The 26,543-nt window shown below is 68.6% G+C and carries 31 protein-coding genes; 17 read left to right on the top strand and 14 right to left on the bottom strand.

Annotation, left to right across the window (positions count from 1 at the left end):
* Positions 1-2 precede the first annotated feature (2 nt).
* Positions 3-788, bottom strand: coding sequence for a 2-oxo-tetronate isomerase (gene otnI, locus AB4Z01_RS20495; protein WP_441696815.1), 786 nt, complete (start codon positions 786-788; stop codon positions 3-5).
* Positions 789-1,715, bottom strand: coding sequence for an L-threonate dehydrogenase (gene ltnD / locus AB4Z01_RS20490; RefSeq protein WP_441696812.1), 927 nt, complete (start codon positions 1,713-1,715; stop codon positions 789-791).
* A gap of 252 nt (positions 1,716-1,967) precedes the next feature.
* Between ltnD and AB4Z01_RS20485 the strand changes: the two genes are divergently transcribed.
* Positions 1,968-2,972, top strand: a complete 1,005-nt coding sequence (locus AB4Z01_RS20485) for a LacI family DNA-binding transcriptional regulator (protein WP_441696809.1) — start codon at positions 1,968-1,970, stop codon at positions 2,970-2,972.
* 21 nt (positions 2,973-2,993) lie between these two features.
* Positions 2,994-3,725 (top strand): 3-oxo-tetronate 4-phosphate decarboxylase, encoded by a 732-nt coding sequence (otnC, locus tag AB4Z01_RS20480; RefSeq protein ID WP_441696806.1) that lies wholly within the window; start codon positions 2,994-2,996, stop codon positions 3,723-3,725.
* A 24-nt stretch (positions 3,726-3,749) separates the two neighbouring features.
* Here otnC and AB4Z01_RS20475 read toward each other — a convergent pair whose 3' ends face one another.
* The 4 genes from AB4Z01_RS20475 to AB4Z01_RS20460 form a co-directional block, all read right to left on the bottom strand.
* Entirely contained in the window at positions 3,750-4,751 is a 1,002-nt protein-coding gene (locus tag AB4Z01_RS20475) for a hypothetical protein (RefSeq protein ID WP_441696803.1), read from the bottom strand.
* A 340-nt stretch (positions 4,752-5,091) separates the two neighbouring features.
* Positions 5,092-5,793, bottom strand: a complete 702-nt coding sequence (locus tag AB4Z01_RS20470) for a TerC family protein (RefSeq protein WP_441696800.1) — start codon at positions 5,791-5,793, stop codon at positions 5,092-5,094.
* Positions 5,794-5,935: 142 nt separating this feature from the next.
* A complete protein-coding gene (locus tag AB4Z01_RS20465; protein ID WP_441696798.1) occupies positions 5,936-6,235 on the bottom strand; it encodes a hypothetical protein in 300 nt (99 codons plus the stop codon).
* Positions 6,236-6,667: 432 nt separating this feature from the next.
* The gene (locus AB4Z01_RS20460; protein ID WP_441696887.1) at positions 6,668-6,928 is read right to left on the bottom strand and encodes a hypothetical protein; all 261 of its coding nucleotides are present in this window, start codon (positions 6,926-6,928) and stop codon (positions 6,668-6,670) included.
* Positions 6,929-7,466: 538 nt separating this feature from the next.
* Here AB4Z01_RS20460 and AB4Z01_RS20455 point away from each other — a divergent pair.
* From AB4Z01_RS20455 to AB4Z01_RS20440, 4 genes are all read left to right on the top strand, one after another.
* Positions 7,467-7,925 carry an abortive infection family protein gene (locus AB4Z01_RS20455; RefSeq protein WP_441696795.1) on the top strand — a complete coding sequence of 153 codons (459 nt, stop codon included), beginning with the start codon at positions 7,467-7,469 and terminating at the stop codon, positions 7,923-7,925.
* A 62-nt stretch (positions 7,926-7,987) separates the two neighbouring features.
* Positions 7,988-8,845, top strand: a complete 858-nt coding sequence (locus tag AB4Z01_RS20450; RefSeq protein WP_441696792.1) for a hypothetical protein — start codon at positions 7,988-7,990, stop codon at positions 8,843-8,845.
* Between the two features lie 216 nt (positions 8,846-9,061).
* Positions 9,062-9,985 carry a hypothetical protein gene (locus tag AB4Z01_RS20445; protein WP_441696789.1) on the top strand — a complete coding sequence of 308 codons (924 nt, stop codon included), beginning with the start codon at positions 9,062-9,064 and terminating at the stop codon, positions 9,983-9,985.
* 10 nt (positions 9,986-9,995) lie between these two features.
* Positions 9,996-10,556: an RES family NAD+ phosphorylase gene (locus AB4Z01_RS20440; RefSeq protein WP_441696786.1), complete on the top strand. Its 561-nt coding sequence runs from the start codon at positions 9,996-9,998 to the stop codon at positions 10,554-10,556.
* Between the two features lie 168 nt (positions 10,557-10,724).
* On the opposite strand, the gene AB4Z01_RS20435 is transcribed toward AB4Z01_RS20440, so the two are convergent.
* The 3 genes from AB4Z01_RS20435 to AB4Z01_RS20425 form a co-directional block, all read right to left on the bottom strand.
* Positions 10,725-11,294, bottom strand: coding sequence for a flavin reductase family protein (locus AB4Z01_RS20435; protein WP_441696783.1), 570 nt, complete (start codon positions 11,292-11,294; stop codon positions 10,725-10,727).
* Positions 11,295-11,379: 85 nt separating this feature from the next.
* Positions 11,380-11,988, bottom strand: coding sequence for a superoxide dismutase (locus tag AB4Z01_RS20430; protein WP_441696781.1), 609 nt, complete (start codon positions 11,986-11,988; stop codon positions 11,380-11,382).
* A complete protein-coding gene (locus tag AB4Z01_RS20425) occupies positions 11,978-12,664 on the bottom strand; it encodes a helix-turn-helix transcriptional regulator (RefSeq protein ID WP_441696778.1) in 687 nt (228 codons plus the stop codon). The genes AB4Z01_RS20430 and AB4Z01_RS20425 overlap by 11 nt, the downstream gene beginning before the upstream one ends.
* Before the next feature lie 138 nt (positions 12,665-12,802).
* Between AB4Z01_RS20425 and AB4Z01_RS20420 the strand changes: the two genes are divergently transcribed.
* Together AB4Z01_RS20420 and AB4Z01_RS20415 are read left to right on the top strand one after the other, a co-directional pair.
* On the top strand, positions 12,803-13,234 hold the full coding sequence (locus tag AB4Z01_RS20420; RefSeq protein ID WP_441696775.1) for an EamA family transporter: 432 nt from the start codon (positions 12,803-12,805) through the stop codon (positions 13,232-13,234).
* Between the two features lie 11 nt (positions 13,235-13,245).
* Positions 13,246-14,055 carry a GNAT family N-acetyltransferase gene (locus tag AB4Z01_RS20415; RefSeq protein ID WP_441696772.1) on the top strand — a complete coding sequence of 270 codons (810 nt, stop codon included), beginning with the start codon at positions 13,246-13,248 and terminating at the stop codon, positions 14,053-14,055.
* A gap of 233 nt (positions 14,056-14,288) precedes the next feature.
* Here the strand turns inward: AB4Z01_RS20415 and AB4Z01_RS20410 are convergent, their stop codons facing one another.
* From AB4Z01_RS20410 to ygfZ, 3 genes are all read right to left on the bottom strand, one after another.
* Complete coding sequence (locus AB4Z01_RS20410; RefSeq protein WP_441696771.1) at positions 14,289-15,677, bottom strand: dipeptidase; 1,389 nt, start codon at positions 15,675-15,677, stop codon at positions 14,289-14,291.
* An 81-nt stretch (positions 15,678-15,758) separates the two neighbouring features.
* Complete coding sequence (locus AB4Z01_RS20405) at positions 15,759-16,577, bottom strand: c-type cytochrome (RefSeq protein WP_441696768.1); 819 nt, start codon at positions 16,575-16,577, stop codon at positions 15,759-15,761.
* An 83-nt stretch (positions 16,578-16,660) separates the two neighbouring features.
* Positions 16,661-17,524 carry a CAF17-like 4Fe-4S cluster assembly/insertion protein YgfZ gene (gene ygfZ / locus AB4Z01_RS20400; protein WP_441696765.1) on the bottom strand — a complete coding sequence of 288 codons (864 nt, stop codon included), beginning with the start codon at positions 17,522-17,524 and terminating at the stop codon, positions 16,661-16,663.
* A gap of 133 nt (positions 17,525-17,657) precedes the next feature.
* Here ygfZ and AB4Z01_RS20395 point away from each other — a divergent pair, with 133 nt between their 5' ends.
* Genes AB4Z01_RS20395 through AB4Z01_RS20380 form a run of 4 tightly spaced genes read left to right on the top strand, consistent with a single transcriptional unit; the run spans position 17,658 to position 19,493 of the window.
* Positions 17,658-18,092 (top strand): EF-hand domain-containing protein, encoded by a 435-nt coding sequence (locus AB4Z01_RS20395; protein ID WP_441696762.1) that lies wholly within the window; start codon positions 17,658-17,660, stop codon positions 18,090-18,092.
* A 3-nt stretch (positions 18,093-18,095) separates the two neighbouring features.
* Entirely contained in the window at positions 18,096-18,656 is a 561-nt protein-coding gene (locus AB4Z01_RS20390; RefSeq protein WP_342240379.1) for an RNA polymerase sigma factor, read from the top strand.
* Position 18,657: 1 nt separating this feature from the next.
* The gene (locus AB4Z01_RS20385; protein ID WP_441696759.1) at positions 18,658-19,071 is read left to right on the top strand and encodes a hypothetical protein; all 414 of its coding nucleotides are present in this window, start codon (positions 18,658-18,660) and stop codon (positions 19,069-19,071) included.
* Positions 19,068-19,493 (top strand): periplasmic heavy metal sensor, encoded by a 426-nt coding sequence (locus tag AB4Z01_RS20380; protein WP_441696756.1) that lies wholly within the window; start codon positions 19,068-19,070, stop codon positions 19,491-19,493. The genes AB4Z01_RS20385 and AB4Z01_RS20380 overlap by 4 nt, the downstream gene beginning before the upstream one ends.
* A 9-nt stretch (positions 19,494-19,502) precedes the next feature.
* On the opposite strand, the gene AB4Z01_RS20375 is transcribed toward AB4Z01_RS20380, so the two are convergent.
* Positions 19,503-20,516 carry a DUF4424 domain-containing protein gene (locus AB4Z01_RS20375; protein WP_441696753.1) on the bottom strand — a complete coding sequence of 338 codons (1,014 nt, stop codon included), beginning with the start codon at positions 20,514-20,516 and terminating at the stop codon, positions 19,503-19,505.
* A 429-nt stretch (positions 20,517-20,945) separates the two neighbouring features.
* Here AB4Z01_RS20375 and dksA point away from each other — a divergent pair, with 429 nt between their 5' ends.
* Both dksA and AB4Z01_RS20365 read left to right on the top strand, forming a co-directional pair.
* A complete protein-coding gene (gene dksA, locus AB4Z01_RS20370; RefSeq protein ID WP_138892197.1) occupies positions 20,946-21,365 on the top strand; it encodes an RNA polymerase-binding protein DksA in 420 nt (139 codons plus the stop codon).
* A gap of 170 nt (positions 21,366-21,535) precedes the next feature.
* Complete coding sequence (locus tag AB4Z01_RS20365) at positions 21,536-22,291, top strand: hypothetical protein (RefSeq protein WP_441696750.1); 756 nt, start codon at positions 21,536-21,538, stop codon at positions 22,289-22,291.
* Positions 22,292-22,350: 59 nt separating this feature from the next.
* Here the strand turns inward: AB4Z01_RS20365 and AB4Z01_RS20360 are convergent, their stop codons facing one another.
* The gene (locus AB4Z01_RS20360) at positions 22,351-23,217 is read right to left on the bottom strand and encodes an AraC family transcriptional regulator (protein ID WP_441696747.1); all 867 of its coding nucleotides are present in this window, start codon (positions 23,215-23,217) and stop codon (positions 22,351-22,353) included.
* A gap of 168 nt (positions 23,218-23,385) precedes the next feature.
* On the opposite strand from AB4Z01_RS20360, the gene recA reads away from it, so the two are divergent.
* The 3 genes from recA to AB4Z01_RS20345 all read left to right on the top strand — a co-directional run.
* Complete coding sequence (gene recA / locus AB4Z01_RS20355) at positions 23,386-24,462, top strand: recombinase RecA (RefSeq protein ID WP_441696884.1); 1,077 nt, start codon at positions 23,386-23,388, stop codon at positions 24,460-24,462.
* A gap of 95 nt (positions 24,463-24,557) precedes the next feature.
* Entirely contained in the window at positions 24,558-25,919 is a 1,362-nt protein-coding gene (gene gltX, locus AB4Z01_RS20350) for a glutamate--tRNA ligase (protein WP_441696744.1), read from the top strand.
* 82 nt (positions 25,920-26,001) lie between these two features.
* On the top strand, positions 26,002-26,543 hold a 542-nt coding region (locus AB4Z01_RS20345), incomplete at its 3' end, for an NYN domain-containing protein (protein WP_441696741.1).

Here is a 26,543-nt window from a genome sequence, read left to right as displayed (position 1 = left end):
TCCTATCCTTCGCGGCGGCCGGCATAGGGCGCGAACCAGCCGAGGCCTTCGAGCGTGCCGGCGCGGGGCCGGTATTCGCAGCCGATGAAGCCGGCATAGCCCAGCCGCTCCAGCTCCTGGAACAGGAACGGGTAGTTCAGCTCCTCGATATCCGGCTCGTGCCGGCCGGGCACGCTGGCGATCTGGACATGGGCGGTGATCGGTAGCAGCGCCCGCAGCGCCATGGTCACGTCGCCATGCAGGATCTGCCGGTGGTAGCAATCGAATTGCAGCTTCAGGTTGGGCAGGCCCAGCTCGCCGATCAGCGCCGCGGCCCGGTTGAAGTCGCCCAGGAAATAGCCCGGCATGTCGCGGGCGTTCAGCGGCTCCAGCAGCACGTCGACACCCTTGGCGGCAAACGCCTCGGCGGCGAACAAGGTCGCCTCGCGCCAGGCCCGCTGCGCCCGCGGATCGGCCGGGTCGGCGTTGCCGCTCATCATGTGTACGCGGCCGACGCCGGTGGCCTCGGCATAGGTCAGGGCGGTGGCGACCGAGGCGCGGAACTCGTCGGCCCGCTCCGGCAGGGCGGCCAGGCCGCGCTCGCCCTTGGCCCAGTCGCCCGGCGGCAGGTTGAACAGCGCCTGGGTGAGGCCGTTGCGGGCCAGCCGCTCGGCGATTGCCTCGGGCGGATGCTCATAGGGGAACAGGTACTCGACTGCGGTGAAGCCGGCCCCGGCCGCCGCGTCGAAGCGGTCGAGGAAGTCCCACTCGGTGAACATCAGGCTGAGATTGGCGGCGAAGCGCGGCATCTACCCCTCCTTCTTCGGGACGCCGGGCAGGTCGAGGCCGGCGATCTGGGCGTAGAGCCGGGCGACCGAGGCGTCGTCGTCCCGGCCCATGCCGGCGGCGGCGGTCATCAGGAACATCTGCAGGGCGGCGCCGGCCACCGGCACCGGGAACTTCCCGCTGCGCGCCATGTCCATGACGATACCGAGATCCTTGGTGAAGATGTCGACCGCGCTGCGCGGCGCATAGTCGCCGTCCAGCACATGCGGGATGCGGTTCTCGAACATCCAGGAATTGCCGGCCGAGGCAGTGATCACCTCATAGACCTTGCGGATGTCGAGGCCCTGGCGGGCGGCGAAGGCGATCGCCTCGCAGGCGGCGGCGATGTGCACCCCGGCCAGCAGCTGGTTCACCATCTTGAAGGCGGCGCCGGTGCCGGGCGTGTCGCCGAGCTCGTACAGCTTCGCCGCCATGGCGTCGAGCGCCGGCCGGGCCGCGGCGAAGGCGGCGGCGCTGCCGGAGGCGAGGATGGTCAGCGCGCCCTCGGCCGCGCGCTGGGCACCGCCGCTGATCGGGGCGTCGAGATAATGCCGGCCGGTCGCCTCCAGCCGCTCCGCCATGGCCCGGGCGGCGTCCGGCGCCATGGTCGCGGAGGAGACGAAGACCGCGCCCTCCGGCATCGCCGCGGCGCAGCCGGCCTCGCCGAACAGCACCGATTCGGTCTGGGCCGCGTTGACCACGACCGAGACCACGATGTCCGCGCCTGCGGCGGCCTCGGCCGGGGTCTGGGCACCGGTACCGCCGGCCGCGATCAGGCGCTCGACCGCGGCGGCGGACAGGTCGCAGCCGGCGACCTCGAAGCCGGCGCGGCGCAGCGACAGGGCCATGCCCAGCCCCATCGAGCCGAGCCCGATCACCGCGGCGCGGCCCGTCCTCCCTGCTTCCTGCATTCCGATTCTCCTCGTCCGATCCGGCGAAGCGCCGGTCCGGCGCTGCATCCATTCGCTTCTGATACCGATATCATACGGCGATCCAGCAAAGCCGAAAAGCCATAAACCGACTGCCACGCAAATCCATGATAGAGTATGATATCGATATCAACGCCGTGAGGACGGCTGCTCACAGGGAAGACCCATGGCCCCGGCGCCGCTTCTATCACCCGAGATGACTCTGTCCCGCCGGGCCGGGAAGGCAAGGGCCTGATGGCGCGGACTCGCAGGCTCGAGCCCAAGGGCATCACGCTGGCGGACATCGCGCGCACCGCCGGGGTCAGCAAGATCACCGTGTCGCGGGTCCTGCGCGGCGGACCGGTGGCGGAGGAGACGCGCGAGCGGGTGCTGGAGATCGTGCGGCGCCTCGGCTATGTGCCGAACCGCCTGGCCGGCACCCTGTCCTCGGCCGGCTCGAACCTGGTCGGGGTGATCATCCCGTCGCTGGCCAACATCGTCTTTCCCGACGTGCTGCGCGGGGCGGAAGCCGTGCTGGATGCGGCCGGGTTCCGGCCGGTGGTCGGCGTCACCGATTACGACCCCGTGCGGGAGGAGGGGCTGATCGAGGCGATGCTGGCCTGGCGCCCGGCCGGGCTGATCGTCACCGGGCTGGAGCACACCGACCGCAGCCGGGCGATGCTCGCCAATGCCGGAATCCGGGTGGCCGAGCTGATGGATCTCGACGGCGCCGGGCTCGACATCGTCGTCGGCCTGTCGAACCGGGCGGCCGGGCGGGCCAGCGCCCAGCATCTGATCGAGCGCGGCTATCGCCGCCTGGCCTATGTCGGCCACGACCTCGGCCAGGACCGGCGCGCGGCGAAGCGGTTCGAGGGCTTCCGCGAGGCGCTGTCGGAGAGCCCGGCGGCCCTGGTCGCGACCGAGATCCTGCCGGGCCGGTCCTCCGCCGCCTCCGGGCGGGAGGGGCTGGCACGGATCCTCGACCGCGACGACCGGGTCGACGCGGTCTATTTTTCCAATGACGACATGGCGATGGGCGGCTGCTTCCTGTGCCTCAGCCGCGGCATCGCCGTGCCGGACCAGGTGGCGCTGTTCGGCTTCAACGGGCTCGACCTGGGCCAGGCGCTGCCGCAGCCGCTGTCCACCATCCGCTCGCCGCGGGTGCGGATGGGGGAGGTCGGCGCCCGGCTGGTCTGCGGCCGCGAACCGCCTGCGGTCGTCGATCTCGGCTTCGAGCTGATCCCCGGCGCCACCGCCTGACCGCAATCGGAGGAAGGACCCATGGACGAGACCAGGCTGCGCGAGGACATCTGCCGCTTCGGCCGCTCGCTGTTCGAGCGCGGGCTGACGCCCGGCTCCTCCGGCAATATCAGCCTGCGGCTGGACGATGGCGGGTGGCTGGTGACGCCGACCAACGCCTCGCTCGGCTTCCTCGACCCGGCCCGGCTGTCGCGGCTCGACGCCGAGGGCCGGCTGTTGTCCGGCGACAAGCCGACCAAGGAGATCCCGCTGCATGGCGCGCTGTACGAGACGCGCGGCTTGGCCCGGGCCATCGTGCATCTGCACTCGACCCATTCGGTCGCGGTGTCGATGCTGCCGGGGATCGACCCGAAGGCGGTGCTGCCGCCGCTGACCGCCTATTACCTGATGCGGGTCGGGGCGACGGCGCTGGTGCCCTATTACCGGCCGGGCGACCCGGCGGTGGCCGACGCGATCCGCGGCCTGGCCGGGCGCTATTCCTCCGTGCTGCTGGCCAATCACGGCCCGGTCGTGGCGGGCGAGAGCCTGGAGGCCGCGGTCTATGCGACGGAGGAGCTGGAGGAGACGGCGAAGCTGCACCTGCTGCTGCGCGGCCTGAACCCGCGCCTGCTGTCGCCGGGCCAGATCTCCGATCTGAAGCAGGCGTTCAAGCTCGAATGGCCTGAGGAGAGCGGGGCGGGTCACGATCACCAGGCGAATGAGATCGCATCGGCGACCGTCCGCGCCGGAAGGACTCCCGGCGAGGCCACCTGACGGCGGCCTCGCAGCGTCCGTTGCTCACGGCCTCTTGTCCGTCGCGCTCCCGTTCCCGAAGCCGGGGACAGGGCTGCCGTCGGCCGTGCCATTCTCGGGCAATCCCAGGCGCCGTGCCAGGGCGGGCGGCCTGAACAGGATGCGGCCGTGCTGCTTGGCATAGGCGGCCTGGCGCTGGAACTCGGCTTCCTCCGGATCGAGCGGCGGCGGGGGATCGGGCGTGGGCGGCCCGGCTGCTGCGGCAGGCCTGGCCCCGCCGGGATCGGGCGGCCGGTCTTCCAGCTTGCGGAAGAGCCTGCCGCCGGGGGCGAAGATCTCACCCGTGGTGGTGTTGAAGTTGTAGATCGTGTCCCCTGGCAGGCCGAGGTCGGCGGCCGGGATGGTGCGGTAGGTTCCGGGGGTAAAGTCGTATCTGGGCGGCGGCGGGGGCGGAGGGGCGGCCTGGCCGGGGACCTCGTCCCATGGCTTCGGGCCGGCGCCGGCCGGATCGGCCTTCGGCCCGAGAGCGGCGGCGAGGGCTTGGCGGGAGAGGCCGATGGCGCGGCCGAGGCGCCGGATCAGGACCTCGACCGGCAAGGCGGTGTCGGCGAGGTCGACGTCGATGCGCTCGTCCTCGGTGAGCTTTTCCCAGAGCTCGGTGGTCAGCCGCTCGCGGGCCTCGGGTTTGACGACGGCGATGGCGCGGGAGAGGCGTTCGCCGACGGCGCGGCGCCGCCGATCCTTCTGGTCCTGCCGCCGGTCCTTCCGGGCCGAGGCCCTGCGCTGCGCGTCCTCGCGCTGCTGGCGCAGCCTGGCCTTCAGTGCGATGGCGCGGCGGATGCCGAGGAAGAGATTGCTGAAGCCGGCCTCGGCCTTCCCGGCGCGGTCGAGATCGCCGGCCTTGAGGGCGGACATGCCCTGGGCCTGGAAGCCCATGGCCAGCGCCTCGGCGACATGGGCCAGGCGGGACAGCGTCGCGAGGTCGGCCTCGTCCGTGGCCGGCGAAGCGGCGGAGGGATTCCTGAACCTGGTGGTGCCATCGACCATTCCTGAATTAGAACAAAACAGGAACTTAGAGTCAAGCGGAACTGTGGCGGCTCCTGACCGCCAAGGGTGAGAAAGGGCTATCGCGACGCGACCCGGAGCGGCCGTCGCGACTACGTCCGGGGTGAGGGGACAATATCAAGCATCTTAAGAAACGACCCGTCATCCCGTGCGCAGCGCAGCATGCAATGATGCGCTGCAGACACGGGATCTCCTCGGGATTGCGCAGAGATCCCGTGTCTGCGCGGCGGCACTTCGCGCCGCAGCGCGCACGGGATGACGAGTCAATCTTTTCGATGTTGGGATAACCCCTCGCCCTCGGCTGCCTCACCTGATCGGAGGGTCAGGCTTCCTGTTCCCGGGTTTTGTGTCTGGCGGCGCGACGACTGAGGACATAGCCGAGCGCCACCACGAAAACCGCGCCGATCGCGGCGGCGGGGAGCTCGATGCGATGGATGAGCCCCTCGCTGAAGGTCCTGACCAACCACGGGTCGGACACGAGCATCTCACCGGCGACCCAGCCGAGCAGCGCGGCTCCGGCCCAGACCAGGATCGGCAGACGGCCGAGCAGAGCCATGATGATCGCCGAGCCGGCGACGATGAGCGGCACCGAGATGATGAGGCCGACGATGAGCAGCGTGGTTGAATCCTTCGCCACGGCGGCGATGGCCAGAACATTGTCCAGGCTCATCACCGCATCGGCGATCGCGACGGTGCGGATCGCGTGCCAGAGCCGCGCGGTCTGCTGCACCGCGCCGCCACCATCCTCATCCTCGCCGAGCACCAGCTTGACCGAGATCCACAGCAGGAGGCAGCCGCCGACGATCTTCAGGAAAGGGGTCGAGAGAAGGGCCGCGATGACGACGGTGAAGACGATGCGCAGAACGACTGCGACGAGTGCGCCGAGGACCATGCCGGGACGCTGCTTGTCCGGCGGCAGGCCGCGGCAGGCCATGGCGATGACGACGGCATTGTCGCCGGACAGGATGATGTTGATCCAGATGATCTGCACGAGCTTGAGCAGCTCGGGGCCGAGACTTTCCATCGAAACTCACTCTGAAGGCGTGCCGCATGAGCGGCATGCGCGACGTCCCGGCCAGCGCGCGGCTCTCGATGGCCGCAGGGGCGCGGGTTGTCGCGGATGAGGCGGCGCGGCGCACCCCAGAGCGCGCCCGGCCGCCATCGCTTCAGAGGATCGGAGGGCCTGTGCAGGGATGCGCCGAGGGGCGCGGGAGGGAGGGATGCCAGGCATCGGCCCCCCGATATTCGGCATCCGCGGCGCAGTGGATCCCCGCAAGGACGAGGACGGTGGCTTCTTCCCGGTCCGGGTCTTCCTCGGGGTCCTCGGCCACGCTGAGCGTGGCGCCGGCGAGGACCGCAGCGCCGCCCTGCGGATCGTCCGGCTCCGAGAGATAGTTTCCGAATTCGCTGCCGGTGAGCGGCGCGTCGACGCTCGGCGCCATGATCGCCAGCAGCGCGAACAGCACCAGGAAGACCTGCGAAAGGCCGCTATGGAGGCGGGACCGGCGCAGAATGAGCCTCTCTCGACAGGTCGAATTTCAGGATTTCTTACATGCGAGGGGGGCTCCCGCCCTGTCAAGCGCCCACCGTGCCGGCGAGTGAGAGTGGAGCGCCCGCATGGCGCGCTTCGGTCAGTCTTTGAGACTCAGATGCGCGGGGAGCGGACCTGGTGAAAGACGTGCGGTATCGGCACGCGTGTCCGCAAGCGGTGACTGCGGCCATCCCGCTGGGAACCCGAGAGCGGACATGGCCGAATTCCGCCCTTTTCGGACGGCCAGGCAGGCTGCGGGGTGCCGGAAACCGGCCATCGAGCTTAGCGCCGGACAGCGGACATGACCGCATGTCGACCCAATGCGGTCCTTGGAGCAGGCTTGTGTCGGCGCGTTATGTCCAGCTAACTATAACGCATGGATTCGACTCGCCCCGCAGCGTCTCGGCGCAGCCTTCGGGCGGGGTTTCTTGAAGGGGCGGCACAGCGTCCGCATCAGCCGCGGCAGCAGATAGGGCCGAGCGTCGGGGCTACGCCGAGCCGAAAGTCCCCGCCCAGCGGTTTCTGCGAGAATCTGCCGCGCCCGGGCGACGATGGCCTCGCCCAGCGGAGTCAGGATGATGCGCCGCTTCGACCGTTCGAACAGCGGCCCGCCCAGCATCTCCTCCAGCGCCTGGACCTAGGCGCTGAGCGAAGGCTGGCTGATATGGCGGGCGGCGGCCGGCGAGCCGAAATGGCGCGTATCGGCGACCGCAACCACATAGCGGGACTGCCGCAGAATGATCGGCTGATTCAAAGGACCAGGCTATCATAATCCTCGGATGGTGAACGGGCTGCACACGACTTATGCTTGGCTACTCTCAGCACGGGCCCACCAGGATGGATCCTTTCGCGCCAGGAATGTCGAGCACCGCAATCGACCGAGTGATGCAGCTGCAGAACGGACTGATCGCCAGGGCAACGGGTGGTAATTTCGATAGCGGTGAACGGGACGGTGGAAACCGAATCTACCGGGAACTGCGTCAAGAATTCATGGCCCGGGCGGACACAGCAAATTTGGTCCCTGCCTTCGTGTGGCAGTGCACCGACCTGCAACAGTCCTGGGCCTACATCTCGTCGATCGGCGGATACCAGCCACGGCGGGAGGCGATCTGGGGCGCGTTTCGTCCGCTGATCGAGTTTCTCGAAGCCAGGACCGGTCGCCCGGCGTGCAGCCTATCTCGGAGAGGCTGGAAGCCTTCGACGCCGAGCACGTGCACGTCGCGTGGCGCCGGGCGCTCGAACGGCGCGGCGCGGATCCAGAGGGCGCGATCACAGTGGCTCGGACCCTCGTGGAAAGCGTGTGCAAGCACATCCTGGATGATGCTGGCGTCGCCTATGCCGATGACGCGGACCTACCGAAGCTGTGGGCGCTGGCCGCGGAGGTGCTGCAGCTCGCTCCCAGCCAGCACCAAGAGCCTGTGTTTAAGGCGATCCTCGGAAATTGCCAGTCGGTTGTGCAGAATTTGGCGGCGATCCGGAATAAGGTGGGCGACGCGCATGGTCAAGGGCGCAAGGCGGTTAGGCCCACGTCGCGGCATGCCGAGTTAGCGGTCAATTTGGCTGGCGCAATGGCATCCTTCCTAGTGGCGACCTGGGAGGAGCGACAAAAGGTCGAAAAATCTTAGCGAGTTGATATGGTTAACTACTAAATCAATACGCTCATCTTCTAGTGTCGGGGCGTCGAATCATGGATAAATCCAAGGGTAGACTAAATATTTTCTCCGTCGACGACAGAATGTATTGTGATACGGAGCGTATAAACGGAATGTGTCCAGATTGCTATGCTAGGTGGTTAAAATACTATCAGCCAAATAGATTTGACTCAGTGCGAAATTCTGTAATAAATAATGCTATCCTGAGAAAATTTCTGATTGGAAATAACGTTCTGGATAAAATATCGACATTTATCGAATCCGGATTCCTCAGTGGCCGCAGGTTTGAGAAGCAAGGCGAGCGAATTTCATATTGCTATGAGCGAGAGATACAACAGTTTATCGTCGGGGCGCTGTCCGCGAGATTTAGCGAGGTCGTCATGGAGGCGGCTGTGCGTGGCACATTATTGGATGCCGGCGCTGTTGGTCGCGGCAGACCTAGCCTTCGTTTTCGAGAGAATTCGATAGGCCGCTCTCCCCAGTTCGATATTAAGATCGACATGCTTTATGAAGAGCAAAGCAAACCGGCCTATGTCATCGAAGTGAAAAAGTTCAATCGCAATGGAATGGTTGACTATGACGGCATCATATTGGATTTCAAGAGATGTGTCAGGGCGGTAAATGAGCCGATTAGCAGGAATGGGTCCATCAGTTGCGGAATCACCTGCTTCGATGCGGTGCATGAAGATAGAAGTAAACTGATAGCTACGTTTTCGAGACTGACCTCGGAAGCGGAGAGAATGCCGGCCGAAATGCAATGTGGCTTTGTTTGCTTGAAAAACCTGACGCCGCCAAGCGAATGGAGACAAGTGATCTACAATGATGGTCAGCGAGACAGAAACGTGTATTGGGGTATTGGTATCCTGGGGTTCGTTTCACGGATAGACGTTTAGAAGGCGTCTGGCACTGGGAGAGAGGCCGAGGTGACCGGTTGTGCAAGAGCGTGTCGGCAGGTGCCCCAACGGAAGGGGTCAGGCATGCCTGAGTTGGCGATCCATCTGGCAGGGCGCAATGGCGTCCTGCCTAATGTGCGACCCGGACAAAAGGCGGCAAAGCCTTAGCTGGTTGATGCGGTTGACAACCAGATCAACTGGACCCATTTTTATCTCATGGGCAACCCTGAAAATGAGCGCGGCTCCCGCCGCGATGCTTGGTCGGTAGCAGCTCGCAGTCTAGCGCGCCACCTAGGCGTCGAACTCAAGAGCGAGGCCGATGAAGCTGCTGACGAATTGGTAGAAAGACTGCGGCGGAGCGGCAAGGACGCGGTTTTGGTACCTATGCCACAAGGGGTGAAGGAGGCTCTGCAGAAGCTTAGCGTGAGCCGGCAGACGCGTCACTTGATCTCGGCTAGCAAGCCGGGCGAACCCAAGCCCCCCTTGCGTATTCGAAAGCAGAAGCTTGCTTATCACCGTAGAGGATCCGCTGCACAGGTGGAGATCAGAGGGCCAGTCGAGGCCCACGGGAATATCCACGTTTCGAAAGTTCGTGAGTTGGCGGAAGCCGGCATCATCACTATCCGGCCCCCAAGGGGCGGGAAGGAGTTCGCTTTCAGCCTCATTCCGGTTTTCTCTGAGCCCGATGTCGAGGCGCTTCCGAAAGTGCGTCCGGAGGCTTTTCGACCGCAAGCGCGGAGTGACGCCATCCTTCGCGCTTTGAAACGCGGTCGGGAGATGGTTGAGCGAGACCTCGAAGAGGCTGGCGGGACCTACTCAACGCGAGAGGTGGCCCAACATCTCGGGATATCCCCCCAGGCCGTGCACAAACAGGTCCAATCGGGGAAACTTCTTTCGGTGCCTGACAACGAGGGCAATTATCGCTTTCCGGCGTTCCAGCTCACGCGCCCCGCAGTGCGGCCGCACCTTCCAGCGGTCCTGGGGCGGCTCAAAGTAGGCGATCCCTTCATCAAGCTGCATTGGTTGCTGACGAGGGATAGCCGTCTTGGATCGCAGCGGCCGGTCGATCTGCTCGATCGTGGCGACGTTGATCCGGTTCTTCGGGCAGCGGAGGAGTATGGAGAGCACGTGCCGGCATGAGGCGCTACTGATGCCGCTGCCGGCGCACCTTCCAGTCGTGCCCTTCGAAGGGCCGGTCTACCGGTGTCATTCGCTTCAGCACGATTATCGGTATTTTGGTCGCGGGCAGAAGCACCGGTTTGACGATCCCGAAGGACGCTTCGGCGTTCTGTATCTCGGCGGGAGCCGAGAGGCGGCATTCGTCGAAACCTGCCTCCGAGGGCCGGATGCGACACTTCTGTCACAGGGCCAGCTGGCGGAGCGGCGAATTTCTGAGGTGCTGCTGGGACCTGTGCGGCTGTTGGAAGCATACGGAAAGGGTCTCGTCCCGCTTGGACTCACTGCATTGATCAGTGCGACGCCCGAAACAAACTATGCCGATACCCAAGCCTTTGCGCGCGAGGTTTTTGAGCATCCGGATCAGGTGGATGGCATCGCGTACCTGTGCCGTCACGACAACGAGCAGCGCAGCATCGCGCTTTTCGATCGGGCTGAGGCGAAGTTACTGAGCAGCGCTGCCGGCGGGCCGATGATCGAGGCTGATTGGCTGGGCGCAATGCTCGACCGATACAGAGTTGGCCTGAGGCCCTAGGCCGCCGAAATGGACTAGGCGAAGGGTCGGCACTGTCGGCGGTGAGACCTGGAGGATCAGCGCATGCTCGGCGATGCTGAGGAAGCCCTGATCCCAGACAACACGGCGCTCTCGCTGGCGCCGGGCTAGCCACTGAAGGTCTGCTCTAGGAGCACAACCTGGACGCGCTCAGTCCTCGTCCACCCCGGGCGTTGCGGCCGGGCGAGCGGCGACGCCGGCGTAGCGGCGCAGGCTCCACAGCAGAGGGGAGGCGTCGCGGGTCTCGACCCCGGTGACGAGGCCTACGAACAGGATGTGGGTCGACACCTCGGTCAGGCCGATCAGGTGACAATCGATCACGGCGACCGCGCCCTCCAGCTTCGGCCGGCCGGAGGGCCAGGCGGACCAGGTGCCGCGGGTGAAGCGCTCGGAGCGGGCGATCGGCAGCTTGCCGGCGAAGGCGTCGGCGACCTCGTCCTGATGCTCGGCCAGCATGGCGACGGAGAAGCCTTCGGTGGCCTCGATCACCCCGGCCATGGCGCTGGTGCGGTCGATCGAGACCAGCATGGTCGGCGGGTCGGCGGCCAGCGACATCACCGCGGTGGCGGTGCGGCCGTGCCGGGTGCCGTCGGGTTCGGCCGCCGCCACCACGCAGATGGTCGCGGTCAGGCGCGACAGCGCCTCGGCGAAACGGTCGCGGGGAACCGCCGGCGGGTGCCGCGGGTCCGGGTTGAGGCGAAGCGATGTGCGCGCGACCAAGGTCTGTCCCTGAGGGCCGTCGGAAAAAGGCCGCCCGCCGGCCCGGCTCCCGTAGCGGAAGCCGGACCGGCGGGCGGGGTCGGCGTCAGGCGGCCTTGAGCTGGGCCTCGGCGAACTCGTAGTTGGCGAGCTTGTCGAGGAAGTTCTGGGCGTAGTCCGGCCGGCGGTTGCGGAAGTCCAGGTAGTAGCTGTGCTCCCACACGTCGAGGCCGAGCAGCACCTTGCCCTCGCCGGTGGCGAGCGGGTTGGAGCCGTTCGGGGTCTTGGTGATCTTCAGCTTGCCGTCCTTGCCCAGCACCAGCCAGGCCCAGCCGGAGCCGAACTGGCCGATCGCGGCCGCCTTGAAGGCGTCCTTGAAGGCCTGCACGCCGCCGAGATCATCGGTGATCTTCTTCTCGAGCGCGCCCGGGATGGCGCCGCCCTTCGGCGACAGGTTCTGCCAGAACAGGATGTGGTTCCAATGCTGGCCGGCATTGTTGAACACCGGGGCCAGGTTGTCCTTGCCGTAGGCGAAGGCGACGATCTCCTCGAGCGACTTGCCCTTCAGCGAATCGTCCTTCTCGACGAAGCCGTTCAGCGCCGTGACATAGGCCTGATGGTGCTTGCCGTGATGCAGCTCCAGCGTCTCCTGGCACATGCCGCGCTCGGCGAGGGCGTTCTGCGAGTAGGGCAGCTGGGGAAGTTCAAACGCCATGGTGGTGCTCACTTTCTGATCGGCTTGGGTGTGGAAGGATGCGGTAGGCGCAACGGCGCGCCCCCGCCTGGATGTGCTCCGTGCGCTCCACCCGGGCCTCCGGCCCGAGCACGCGGCGGAACAAGTCGAGCTCGGAGCGGCAGAAGCCCTGGCAGGCCGCCGCCGCGGCGCAGATCGGACAATGATTCTCGACCAGAAGGAAGCCGTTTTCGTCTTCCTCCCACCCAGCCATGTAGCCCTCGCGGGTGCGAAGGCCAGCCAGGGCGGCAATGCGGTCGCGCAGGGTCGCCGTGCCCGTCACCGCGTCGGCATAGCGGGCGAAGGTCTCGGCCTCGCGCGCGGCGATCAGCCGGTTCAGCGCCGCCTCGCCCAGCTCGCGCCGGACGCCGGCGATCAGCCCGGCCACCATCTCGGCATGGCCGTCCGGGAAGCGGGCGTGGCCGGCGGCGGTGAGGGACCAGAGCTGGACCGGCCGGCCGACCCCGGCGCGCTGCGGCGCCGACTCGACCAGCCCGGATTCGGCCAGCTTGACCAGCTGCTGCCGCGCCGCCTCCCCGGTGGTGCCGAGCGCGGCGCCGAGCGCCGCGGCGCTCTGGCCGCCGCGCGTCTTCAGCAGCAGGAGCAGCCGCTCCGCCGCCGTCGCCGGCTCCCGGGAAGGATCATTGTCAAAGTCCATGCTTTGAAAATAACCATCCCGCCCGGCAGCCGCAAGCGCCATGCGTCGGCCCGGGCATGGCAGGCGCGTGGCCGCGGCCCCTTCCGCTGCCCTTGGGATCGGGGCCAAGCTGGTCGGGTCTCCTGCAGCGAGTCGAGCATGAACCTTCTCTCCTCCTGGCAGTTCTGGGCGCTGCTCTCCGCCGTCTTCGCCGCCCTGACCGCGATCTTCGCCAAGATCGGCATCGAGGCGATCAACTCCGACCTCGCCACCTTCATCCGCACGGTCGTCATCCTGGTGGCGATCGGCGGCATCGTCGCCGCCAGCGGGCAGTTCCAGCCGGTCTCCTCGATCTCCGACCGGACCTGGCTGTTCCTGGTGCTGTCCGGCCTGGCCACCGGGGCGTCCTGGCTCTGCTACTTCCGGGCGCTCAAGCTCGGCCAGGCAGGGCAGGTGGCGCCGATCGACAAGCTCAGCGTCGTGCTGGTGGCGGTGTTCGGCGCGATCGTCCTGGGCGAGACGCTGTCCGGGCTGGCCTGGCTGGGCGTGGCGCTGATCGGCGGCGGCGCCGTGCTGGTGGCGGTCGGATGATGTGCCGGCGGATGCGGCCGGGCGAGGAGGCGGAGCTGACGGCGCTGATGGGCGCGGCCTTCGGCAATCCGCGGTTCGGGCCGACCATCGCCCGGCTGTCGCGCATGCCCAATGCCGCGATCCATGTGCTGGAGGCGGACGGGGTGCTGCGGGCCGGGGCGGCGGTGGTCGATTACGGCCGGGTGGCCTATCTCGGCGTGGTCGGCACCGACCCGGCGATGCAGGGCCGCGGCTTCGGCCGCCGCATCGTCGAGGCGGCGCTGGCCCCGGTGCCGGCCGACCGCGTGATCCTGCTCGACGCCTCGCCCTTCGGCGCGCCGCTGTATGAAAGGCTTGGCTTCGTCGATGTCGACGCCTCGGTGGTGCTGGAGGCGAAAGGCCCGGTCGAGGCGCCGCCGGTGCCCGGCCTGGCGCCGATGGCGGAGTCCGACCTGCCGGATGTCGCGGCCTATGATGCGGCGGTGTTCGGCGCCGACCGTACGACCGGGCTCCGGGAGCTGTTTCGCGAATATCCCGATGGGGTGGTCTGCCGCCGCGACGGGCGCGTGGTCGGCTACGGGCTGCGCCACCCGGACCGGGTCGGCCCGGTGCTGGCCGAGGACCAGAAGACCGCGGCGGCCCTGGTCGCGGCGCTCTCCGTCCTGGCGCCGGTCGGGCCGATGACGATCACCGTGCCCTCCAGCCATGCAGCGATGCTCGACCATCTGCATCATAGCGGCGTGTCGGAGCTGCGCCGGCTGCGCCACATGCGCCGCGGCGGCGACCGCCACCCGAGCGACCGGGGACGCATCGCCGCCATGGCCAGCTTCCATTTGGGGTAGGGCGGGGTAGGGAACGACACCCGCCCTCTCTTGCTGTCATTGCCGGGCTTGACCCGGCAATCCAGGGGCCACCGAGAACTGCTTCGACAGCCCCTGGATCCTCGGGTCAAGCCCGAGGATGACAATAAAAATAGAAGGCGATTTAAGAAAACACGCTTCGGACGCAGGTTTTTCTAAACCGAACAGCTGTGGGTCAAGCCCGGGCATGACAGTGAAAGAAGGAACCGCCGGCCCTACTTCTCCGCCAGCGCCGCCAGGATCCGGGCCCAGGAGCGGATGCCCTTGTGGAAGCTGGTCAGGTCGTATTTCTCGTTCGGGCTGTGGATCTGGTCGTCGTCCAGCCCGTAGCCGACCATCACCGAATCCATGCCCAGGATGCTCTTGAACGACCCGACCACCGGGATCGAGCCGCCGGAGCCGATCAGCATCGCCGGCCGGCCCCATTCGTCCTGCAGCGCCGCGCGGGCGCGGGTCAGGGCCGGGCTGTCGATCGCCAGCGACAGGGCAGGGCTGCCGTCGCGCGACCAGAACTCGGCCGAGCAGTCGGCCGGCAGGCGGGACGTCACGAACTCGTGGAAGGCGTCGCGGATCTTCGCCGGGTCCTGGTCGCCGACCAGCCGGAACGACACCTTGGCGAAGGCCTTGGACGGGATCACCGTCTTGGCGCCCTCGCCGGTATAGCCGCCCCAGATGCCGTTGACGTCGCAGGTCGGCCGCGCCCATAGCCGCTCCAGGGGCGCGCGGTCGCGCTCGCCGGCCGGGACCGACAGCCCGATCTGGCGCAGCGATTCGGCCTCGTCGAAGCCCATCGACTGCCACTGCGCCTTCAGCTGGGTCGGCGCCTCGTGCACGCCGTCATAGAAGCCGGGCACGGTGATGCGGCCGTCATCGTCGCGCAGGTCGGCCAGGATCCGGGTCAGCACATGGATCGGGTTGCGGGCGGAGCCACCATAGATGCCGGAATGCAGGTCGCGATTGGCCGCGGTGATCGTCACCTGCTCATAGACCATGCCGCGCAGGCTGGTGGTGATCGCCGGCGTTTTCGGGTCCCACATGCCGGTGTCGCAGATCAGCGCCAGGTCCTTGGACAGCTCCTCGCGGTTCGCCTCCAGGAACGGGTTCAGGCTGGGGCTGCCCGATTCCTCCTCGCCCTCGAAGAACACGGTGATCGGCAGCGGCAGCGACCCGGTGACGGCCTTCCAGGCGCGGCAGGCCTCGACAAAGGTCATCAACTGGCCCTTGTCGTCCGACGCGCCGCGGGCGCGGATGCGCTTCACCCCATCGGCGCCGGTCTCGATCCGCGGCTCGAAGGGCGGGGCGTGCCACAGCTCCAGCGGGTCGACCGGCTGGACGTCGTAGTGGCCGTAGAACAGCACCGACGGGCCGGCGCCGGCCGCGACGGCGTGGCCGACCACCATCGGATGGCCGGTGGTCGGGCGCACCTCGGCGGCGATGCCGGCATCGGCCAGGTCGGCCGCGAGCCATTCCGCCGCGGCGCGGCACTGCGCCTTGTAGGCGGGGTCGGTCGAGATGCTCTGCAGGCGCAGGAACGCCATCAGCCGGTCGAGGCTGGAATCGAGGCCGGCGTCGATCGCCGACAGGACCTGGTCGAGCGTGCTCACGGGAAGAATCCTCTGGGAAGCGCGGGTTGGGACGACCCTAGAGCAGATCCGGCCCCGGCGGAAACGGGGAAGGGACTGTCTTCAGCTCTTCCGCCCGGCCATATGGCGGAGATAGGCGATGACCTGGTCGATCTCGCGGTCGCTCATCTGGTCCGGCGTGAAGCCCTGCATCTTGCGGTCCGGCCAGTCGCGCACCGCGGCCGGGTCGCGGATCAGCGCGTGCAGCGCCGCCGGCGCAAGATACTGGGTCGGGTTCATCGGCCGGTTCAGGTCGGGCCCGATATCGGCCGATCCGGCGCCGCTGAACTTGTGGCAGACCAGGCATTGGGTGACGAACAGCGTCTGGCCGCTGCGGATCGGGTCGGCGGCCGGCAGGGCCGGGTCGACCGCCAGCTCCGGCCAGCGCGCGGCGGGGGAGGGCTGGGTCGCCAGCTTCGCCATCTGGTACGGCCATTGCTCGCTGCGCACCGTCGCCGCCTGGTCGCCGCTCCACACCAGGTAGAACGGGCCGGCGCTGACCGTCTTCTCCGGCAGGGCGGGCCAGGGGGCATCCGCCGGCTCGATCGCCACCCAGGCGATCACCAGCTTCGGGTCGGAGTTGAGAAGCAGGTCGACCGGCAGCTGCGCCGCGTAGCCGTCCGTCGCCACCGCCTCGATCACGGTGTCGGGCGGCGGCGTCAGCCCGGCGATCAGCCCCGCCACCGGCACGGCGCGGTAGGTCATGGCGCGGCCATAGACGGCGTCCTTTGCCACCTCGATGGTGGCGGCGTCCGGCCGGGCCAGCAGCTGGTCGCGGGTGAAGTGGCGGGTCTCGCCGCCGATGGTCAGGTCCAGCGCCGGCTCGGCAGCGCCGGCGGCGGCGGCCCACAGCAACAGGCCGATGACAGCGAAGATGCGCATGATGGACTCCCCCTCGCGGCGAAAATGCGCCGCAAGGGATAGGAAACCATGCAGCCGGGGTGAGTCGCCAGCGCGCGGAGCGGTCAGGCCGCCTTTCCAGCCGGGGTCGCAGGGCGGACCGATGTGTCGCCGGCCAGCAGCGGTCCCGAGTCGCCCTCCAACGCCTCCAGCCGCAGCAGCGCCAGGCCGATGCCGTCACGGCTCGACCGCATCTCGCCGGCCTCGCGGCCGTCGCGCAGGATCGGGGTGCCGGGCTCCGGCGCCGGGCCGTCCAGCAGCACCGGCGCCAGCCGCTTCTTCAACAGGCCACGATAGCGGGTGCGGGCGGTCAGCTCCTGGCCCATATAGCAGCCCTTGTCCCAGGCGATGGCGTTCAGCGAATCGTAATTCGCCTCCAGCAGCACCGTCTTCTCCGGCACCAGGTCGCGGCTGCCGTCGGGCACGCCGAGGGTCAGGCGCAGCCGGTCCCAGGCCTCCGGGCCGGTCTCGGTCAGGCCCGCCAGCGCGGCCATGGCGGTCGCCCTCGGCAGCAGTGCCCGGGCGCCGAGCGCCGCCGTCCGGGCGTCGACATGGATCACGCCGTCGGCCAGGGGGCGCGCGGCCCCCGGCTCATTCGGCAGATCGAGGGCCTCGCCGGGGATCGCCGCCACCGCCCAGTCGGCGGTGACGTCGGCCAGCTCGACCTTGGAGCGCAGCTTGTACATCCGCAACCGCCGGAACAGGTCGGCGCCGCGCCCGGCCTCGCAGTCGATCAGCCAGGCATCGCCCAGCGCGACCACGTGGAAATCGTGCAGATACTTGCCCTGCGGCGTCAGGAAGGCGGCGAAGACGGCGCGGTCCGGCGCCACCTTGCGCATGTCGTTGGACACGAGCCCCTGCAGGAAGGCAGTCCGGTCCTCGCCGGTCAGGCGCAGGACGTCGCGGTCCAGGAAGGTGAAGTCGGCCATGGCATCGCCCGGTTGCGGAACGGCATCTGCACAAGAGGTGGGCCAAGTCCCGGGGTCGCGCAAGCGTCGGCGAGTCCGACATGCGACGGAACCCGGCGGCTGCGGCGTGAAGGGGACATCGGGCACCCTGGTGGTGCGCAAAGCCGAGAGCATCATGAAGACGAAGTGGATTGTCGGTTCCGCGCTTGTCGCCCTCGTCGCCGGCACCGCCATGGCGGCCGCCCAGGGCGCGCCCGAAGGCGGCTGGCGCGGCGGCTTCTTCCGCCAGCTCGACACCAACAAGGACGGCAAGATCGAGCGGACGGAGGTCCTGGCCTGGTCCGAGGCGCGGTTCAAAGGGCTCGACACGGCGGGTGACGGGGCGCTGACCAAGGAGCAGTATGTCGACGCCATGATCGCGAAGATACGCCCCCGCCTGGAACAGCGCTTCGACAAGCTCGATGCGGACAAGGACGGCAAGGTGACCGCGGCTGAATTCGAGGCGCCGGCTCTGGCCCGCTTCGACCGCCGCGACACCGGGAAGACGGGTGTGCTTTCGATCGATGACCTCAAGACTCACCGCAACTGAAGCGTGGCCGAGAGCGACGATGCCCTGGTGGCGGCGGTGGCGGCGGGAGACGCCGCCGCCTGCCGCCGCCTGGTCGACCGGCATCTCGGACGCCTGCTCGCCTTCGCCCAGCGCATGCTGGGCAGCCGCGCCGACGCCGAGGACGTGGCCCAGGACGCGTTCCTGGCGCTGTGGAAGGAGGCCGGGCGCTGGCGGCCGGACGGCAGCGCCACGGTCTCGACCTGGCTCACCCGCGTCACCTACAACCGGTCGATCGACCGGTTGCGGCGGCAGCCTTCGGTCGCGCTCGACGCGGTGCCGGAACCGCCGGACCCGGCCGCCGGCGCCGAAGCCGGGCTGCAGCGCGCCCGGGTCTCTCGCCGGGTCGCCGAGGCGCTGGCCCAACTGCCCGAGCGGCAGCGCGCGGCGATCCTGCTCAGCCACTACGAGGGCCAGGGCAATCGTGAGATCGGCGAGACCCTGGGGGTCGGGGTCGAGGCGGTGGAATCGCTCCTGGCGCGCGGCCGGCGCGCCCTGCGCCAGGCCCTGGCGGCGGAACGGGCCGATCTGATGGGAGAGGTGTGACATGGCCGAGATGACGCTCGATCGGTTCCTCGATCTGCTCGACGGGCACGGCCCGGTGATCGACCGATGGCCCGCCTCCGATCAGGACGGGGCTGAGGCGCTGCTTTCGGCGTCGGCCGAGGCGCGATCCGCCATGGCCGATGCCCGGGCGGTCGCGGCCGTCCTCAACGACCTGCGCGTCGCGCCGCCCTCGGCGGCGATTCTCGGCCGCATCCTCGACGCGGCGCCGCGGCCGCGCCGCTGGATTGCGGAGATCCTGTCCTGGCGGCCGGCGGTGGCCTTCGCCGCGGCGCTGGTGGTGGGCGTGTATCTGGGCGCCATGGTGCCCACGGTGCAGGCCAATGACGACGACTGGTCGTCGACCCTGGGCTATGCCCTGGCGGACGACACGTCGCCCTTCGGAGGAACGCCGTGACCGCACGCTCGTGGCGCTGGGCGCTCATCGCCTCGCTCGCGCTCAACCTCCTGCTGCTCGGCGTCATCGGCACCTGGCTGTGGCGATCGGATTCGCGGTCCGGCCCGTCGGCGCTGGCCGAGGCCGTCGCCACCCTGCCGGAGCCCGACCGGACCACGCTGGGGCAGTTGCTCGACCAGCGCCGGGCCGAGGCCAAGCCGCTCCTGGACGAGCTGCGCCGGCAGCGCGCGGCGGTGAACGAGGTGTTGTCGGCCGAGCCCTATGATCCCGACAAGGTGGCCGCGGCGCTGACGGCGATGAGCGACGAATTCAAGCAGCTGCGCGGCGTGGTGCAGGGAACGATCCTGGAGATCATGCCCAAGCTTTCCGCCGAGCAGCGGCGGAAGATGCTGGAACGGCGCGACGCGCTCTGGCGGCTGTAGGCACCTGTTTTACTGAGGCGGAATCGGCCGCAGGATCAGCACGTTGAGCTCCGCGCCGGGGGTGAAGTCGGTCTTCCGCACCTCGAACTGGGTCGGCGAGATCTTCTTCACCCCGTCGGCGCAGAAGCTGACCAGATTCTTGGCGTCACCCTTGTCGATTACCAGCCGAAAGTCCTTGATCGGCGCCGCCCAATTGGCTCCGGTGGTCAGGATGTAGGAGACCCGCTGCTCGCTGAACGGCATGCCGTCCTGGCCCGCCTTGGCCTTCGCCCGCCCGACCGCGGCGAGGAAGCCCTGGTCGATGCAGTAGGTCCGCAAATCGTCCGCATATTCGGGGGTGCCGACGGCATAGGAAGAACCCACGACCGACCCGACGCTTTCGCCGGTGCCGGGCGTGTAGCGGTGCTCGATCACCACCTCGCGTCCGGCGGGGAAGGTCTGCTGGAAATGGTAAGTGGTCTTCAGCGTCCACATCGGGACGACATGCTGCTCCCAGCCCTTGCCGGAATCGAATTCGTTGACGGCGGCGAGGCCGAGCCCGATCAACTCGTCCCGCTTGGCTTTGGGCAGCGCCGTCAGCCCGTCATAATCGGCGTCGGGATACATCGGCACGCCCAGCTTGCGCAGCAGCGCCGTCTGGTCGACGCCGTTGCCGAAGGCCTTGATCTCGACCTCGGTCGCCACCGGCTTGCCGTCGGCCTTGGTCGAGAAGTCCAGGAAGTTCTCGCTGCCGGGATGCGGCACGGCGGTCATGCCGTCGATGAAGTCGAGCGTGACGTCCGGCATCGGGAAGGCGACGGTCACCGTCCGGTCCTGCGCCGCGCGGTTGAAGAAACGATAGCCGACCCGGATCTCCTTGGCCGAGACATACAGGTCCTCGGACCGCATCTCGATGTCCGCGGTCCTGGTCAGGACCAGCCCGCCGGCGGCCAGCTCGGCCGTCGAATCATTGGCCGAGGCGCCGGCCAGCGGGGCGAGCAAAGCGGCCAGGCCGAGAAAAAGGGTAGTGAAGGCGGTGGTCACGATCGGCTCCCGGCAGTCGGCTCTCGTTGCACTGTCGCGCGCCGGATCGGGCTTTTCCAGGGCGACCGACCTGCCCCTGAAAGATCCGTTCAGCGCCGCTCTTCGCCCGGTGCATGGCCGCTCGGATCGCCGCCACACTCTGATCCCCTTGCGTTCCTGACCCGTTCGGCGCTATCAGGGCGCCGCATGCCGCAATGTGCCCGACCGGCCCTGATCCGGTGGGCCGCTGCGGCACCCCGATGCTGCGAGGCGAAGCGGCGTCCGGGGGCGACGGATCTTGTGCGGTCGTTAAAAGTCCAATAAAATCAGCGGGTTATAAAACACGATCCGCGCATCGTTTCGATTGTTTCCGTTCCGGCGTCTCCCTATACTCCGCGCCGCCCAGGCTCGGACGAAGGCCGGCACGTCAGACAGTGAGTGGTTGTTGCGATGACAGCGATGCTTCTGCCCCCGGATTATCGGCCGTCGGATGATGAAGACTTCATGAATCCGATGATGCTGGAGTATTTCCGGCGCAAGCTTCTGAAGTGGCGGGCCGACCTTCTCGCCGAATCCAACGCGACCCTGAGCAGCCTGCAGGATGGCGGCATCCAGGAGCCGGATCTGACCGATCGGGCCTCCGCGGAGACCGACCGTTCGCTCGAGCTCAGGATCCGCGACCGCGAGCGCAAGCTCCTGTCCAAGATCGACTCCGCGATGCGGCGGATCGAGGACGGCTCCTACGGCTTCTGCGAGGAGACGGGCGAGCCGATCGGCGTCAAGCGGCTGGAGGCGCGGCCGACCGTGACCCTCAGCCTCGAGGCGCAGGAGCGCCACGAGCGGCTGGAACGCACCCACCGCGACGATTGACCGATCCCTACGGCGCCGAAAGGCGCCGTTGTCGTCTGCGGTCTCGGCCGAAAGGCGTGTCCTCGCCGCCGCGTGATTCCATCTTTGATGGAAGGCGCCGTTCTCGTCTCCGCCTCGCTGCGTGTCCGTGTTAGGGTGGCGGCGAGGGGCTTTCAGATCGAGGGTATTCGATGCTTCGTGGCGCAGCGCTTTTCGCCGCCGTTCTCGCCGTCTCGGGCTGCGGGATCGATCCGGTGACGCCGAAGGAGACTCGCGTCGACTATGCGGGTTTCATCAACAGTGCGGACCAGGCCGCCATCTACGCCAACGCGCAATGCGCCCAGATCAACCGCCTGGCCGTGTTCAAGGTCGAGGACGTGGTCGAGGGCCGCAAGGGGGCGACCTTCCAGTGCCTGCCGGTGCCGAACTGCTATCCGGCCGAAGCGGCGGCGCCGGGCCAGCCGGTCGCGCTGACGCCGGTCGTGGCTCCTGCTTTCGTGCCGGCGGCCTCGTCCGTGCCGGCGGCCTCGTCCGTGCCGGCCGCCTCGGCCGCGCCGGGGCAGCCCTACACCGTGCCGCCCGCCGCGGCGGCGCGATTCCAGGGGCCGGTCGTGGCCATGGCTCCGGTGTCCTCGGCGCGCGACCGCCGCGCCGCCCGCCACGCGAAGGGATCGTCGGTCGCGGACCAGTCGGATGACACCTACATCCCCTTCGCCGCCGTCCCGGTGGCGGCCGGCGAGCAGCCGCAGCGCGTGCCGTCCTACGAGGTGGTCAACGTGCCGACCGGCCCGAACCCGGTCTCGGCGGAGGCCCCGGGCCCGTATCCCGAAGGCTCCTACGCCACCGCCGCGGAGCCGAGCTGGCGTCGGGCGGTGACCTGCAAGCCCAACGCCACGCTGCCGCTGGCGGTGGACCGGCTGCCGACCGGCGACGTCTACCCGTTCTGAGGTTCGATTGCATGAGTGCGGAAGGCCGGATCATCGTCTGATCCGGCCTTCTGGCGTTGTCAGCCGCGGCCGTCCGGAATCGCCCGGACCGGCAGGTGGATGTCGGTGACCAGCTCCGCGGCCGGCGTGCTGCGCGGATCGTTCAGATACTCCTCGAAGATCGGCGCCTCCGCCGGATCGGCGCCGCTGGTCGGCAGCCAGGTCCGGTACAGCCAGGCATAGGACCGCTCCAGCTCGGCATAGGGGCCGGTGTGGCGCAGCACCGCGTGCGGCCCGCCGGCGACGGTGCGAAGGACGACCTCACCCTCGCCCGTCACACCTTCCGGGACCTCCAGGCAGGCGTCGGACCGGAGCACGGCGGGCGGCGTCGCCGCCGGGTCGTCGTAATAGATGCCCAGGCTGCGGGCGCCCGGGCGCAGCAGCTGGCGGGCGCGGGCCCAGGACATCAGGATGTCGAAGCTGCGGCCGACCTCCATATAGGGGCCGGTGTGGCGGATGGCGGCGACGCGAATCGGCGCCAGGGTGCGGTAGGTCACGTCGGGCATGGCTGTCTCTCCTTCAGGTGAGTCGAAGGGGAACGACCGGCGCGTGCCGCGATAGGCCCCCGGCGGGCGGCCGTAGCGGCCGGCGAAGGCGCGGCTGAAGGCGGCGGTGCTGCCGTACCCCGCCCGTCGGGCGATGCGGGCCACCGCCGTCTCGCTCTCCAGCAGGGTGCCGGCGGCGCGGTGCAGGCGCAGCCGGCGCACCGTATCCGCCACCGTCTCGCCCAGCAGGTACCGGTAGGCCCGGTGGAAGTGGTAGGGCGAGAAGCAGGCCACCTCCGCCAGCCGGTCCAGGTCGACCGGGTCGTCGAGATGGGCGGCGATGTGGTCGATCACCCGCTGGATGCGGGCGAGGTGGCGGTCGAGGGTGGCGTCCTTCGGCATCGGTTCGTTCTCCCGGGCTCTTGTTAGCCCGAAGCGGATTGATCCTGCTTGCGAAGCCGCGGCCGCGAAAGGCGCCTCTCGCTCCGGCTCTTGCTTGGTGCGAACAAAACGTGTACAAGAGCTGCATTGACGCGGCGTATGGCGCCATGCAACTGGAAGGGACTGGTGATGTCGACCCCGACTCTCCGCGTTGTGGAAAGAGCCCCGATGGACAAGACCAAGGCGCTGGAAGCCGCCCTGACCCAGATCGAACGCGCCTTCGGCAAGGGGTCGGTGATGAAGCTCGGGGCGCGGCCCCAGGTCGATGCGGAGGTGATCTCGACCGGGTCGCTGGGCCTCGACATCGCGCTCGGCATCGGCGGCCTGCCGAAGGGCCGGATCATCGAGATCTACGGGCCGGAAAGCTCGGGCAAGACCACGCTGGCGCTGCATGCCGTGGCCGAGGCGCAGAAGGCCGGCGGCACCTGCGCCTATATCGACGCCGAGCATGCGCTGGACCCGACCTATGCCCGCAAGCTGGGGGTCAACATCGACGAGCTGCTGATCTCGCAGCCCGATGCCGGCGAACAGGCGCTGGAGATCACCGACACGCTGGTCCGCTCCGGCGCGATCGACGTGATCGTCATCGATTCGGTGGCGGCGCTGGTGCCGCGGGCCGAGCTCGAGGGCGAGATGGGCGACAGCCAGCCCGGCCTGCAGGCCCGGCTGATGAGCCAGGCGATGCGCAAGCTCACCGGCTCGATCTCGAAGTCCAACTCCCTGGTCATCTTCATCAACCAGATCCGGCTGAAGATCGGCGTAATGTTCGGCAATCCGGAGACGACGACGGGCGGCAACGCGCTGAAGTTCTACTCCTCGATCCGGCTCGATATCCGCCGCATCGGCGCGATCAAGGACCGCGAGACCGTCACCGGCAACCAGACCCGGGTGAAGGTGGTGAAGAACAAGATGGCGCCGCCGTTCCGCGCCGTCGAATTCGACATCATGTATGGCGAAGGCATCTCGAAGACCGGCGAGCTGCTGGACCTTGGCGTCCAGGCCGGGGTGGTGGAGAAGTCGGGTGCCTGGTTCTCCTATGACGGCCAGCGCATCGGCCAGGGCCGCGAGAACGCCAAGGTCTTCCTGCGCGACAACCCGGAGATGGCGAAGTCGGTCGAGGCCAAGATCCGGGGCAATGCCGGGCTGGTCTCCGACCGCATGATGACCTCCGGCGGGTCGGAGGATGGCGGCAGCGGCGAGGAGTGATCGCCGCCGACGCCTGATCCCTGCAGTCCGCGATGGAAAGGCCCGGGGTTCCGGGCCTTTTCCGTTCCCGGCCGGATCGTGCTATCTCCCCGCCCATGACCGACCTGCCGACCTCCGCCCCGATCGTCACCCGCTTCGCCCCGAGCCCGACCGGCCTGCTGCATGTCGGCAACGTCCGCACCGCCCTGGTCTGCTGGCTCGCCGCCCGCGCCACGGGCGGGCACTTCCTGCTGCGGCTCGACGACACCGACACCGAGCGGGGCAGCGCCGAATTCGCCGCGGCGATCGAGCAGGATCTGCGCTGGCTCGGCCTCGGCTGGGACGGCTTCGCCCGCCAGTCCGACCGCACCGACCGATACCGGGCGGCGCAGGACCGGCTGAAGGCGGCCGGCCGGCTCTATCCCTGCTACGAATCGGCGGAGGAGCTGGAGCTCAAGCGCAAGAGCCTGCTGGCCCGCGGCCTGCCGCCGCTCTACGACCGCGCCGCGCTGGCCCTGACCGATGCCGACCGGGCTCGGCTCGAGGCGGAAGGGCACCGCCCGCATTGGCGTTTCAGGATGGCCGACGCGCCGGTCGAATGGGACGACAAGGTCCGCGGCCGGGTCCATTTCAACGGCCGCGACATCTCCGACCCGGTGCTGGTGCGCGAGGACGGGCGGGCGCTCTATCACATCGGGTCGGTGGTCGACGACATCGACATGGGCGTCACCCTGGTGGTGCGCGGCGAGGACCATGTCGCCAACACCGCCATGCACATCCAGCTGGCCGAGGCGCTGGGCGCCGCGCCGCCGGCCTATGCCCATCTCTCGCTGATCGCCGACGCCGAGGGCCACGGCCTGTCCAAGCGCCTGGGCAGCCTGTCGCTGCGCAGCTTAAGGGAACAGGGGATCGAGCCGCTGGCGGTGACCAGCCTGCTGGCCAAGCTCGGTACCTCCGACCCGATCGAGCCGCGGCTCTCGCTCGACGACCTCGTCGCCGAGTTCGACTTCGCCAAATTCTCCCGCACCATCCCGCGCTTCGACCCGGCCGAGCYGGAGCGGCTGAACGGCCGCATCCTGCACGAGACGCCCTATGCGGCGGTGCGCGACCGGCTGGCGGCGCTCGGCCTCGGCGCCGTCGACGAGGCGGCCTGGGCGGTGCTGCGCCCGAACCTGCAGCGGCTTGAGGACGCAGCCGAGTGGTGGCGGGTGGTCACCGGCCCGGTGACGCCGATCGTTGCCGATGCGGCGCTGCTGTCCGCCGCGGCCGGGCTGCTGCCGCCCGAGCCCTGGGACGACACCAGCTGGGGCGCATGGACGGCAGCGGTGCGCGACCGCACCGGGGTCAAGGGCAAGCCGCTGTTCCTGACCCTGCGCCTGGCCCTGACCGGCCTCGACCACGGTCCGGAGCTGCGAGGCCTCTTGCCGCTGATCGGGCGGCAGCGGGCGCTGGCCCGGCTCTCCGGCGATGTGGCGTGAACGCCCCATCCTGCTAAAACTTGCTTAAAACTTGGCCCTTCCCCCCTTGGCGCCGACCCGCGGTCGGGAGTAAGAACCCGATATGACCGACGATACCTCGCTTGCCCAGGACACCCCGGCGCTGCCGGTGGCCGCGGTCTTCCTCGATGTCGCGTCGCTGTCGGGCGACGCCTCGGTCGATGATGGGCCGGAGGATCTCGCCCGCATCCTCGGCGGGCTCGGCACAGTCTGCCGCCCGGCCCGTCGCATCGCCTATGCCGACTGGGCAGCGCTGTCCGACCTGCGCGGCGTCGCCCATCGCCACGGCTTCGACCAGGTGCAGACCACCGAGATCGAGCCCGGCCGCGACGCGGCCTCGCTGCGCCTCGTGGTCGACGCCATGGAGCTGGCGCTGCTCGATCGCAGCATCGACACCGTGGTGCTGGTGACCGGCAGCGCGGCCTTCCTGCCGCTGGTCCGCAGCCTGCGCCGTCATGGCAAGCGGGTGATCGCCATCGGCCCCGCCCGCCGCATGGACCCGCTGTTCCAGTCGGAATGCGACCGTTTCGTCGATTGCGCGGCGCTCGGCCGCCCGGCTGCTGCGCCGGCGCGGGCCGAGATCCGCCCGTCCGCGGCGGCGCCGGC

The organism is Inquilinus sp. YAF38, from assembly GCF_052113205.1.
Taxonomy (GTDB): Bacteria; Pseudomonadota; Alphaproteobacteria; order DSM-16000; family Inquilinaceae; genus Inquilinus.
The sequence above is the reverse complement of the archived record's forward strand: the minus strand, read 5'-3'. Positions and strand labels throughout refer to the sequence as shown.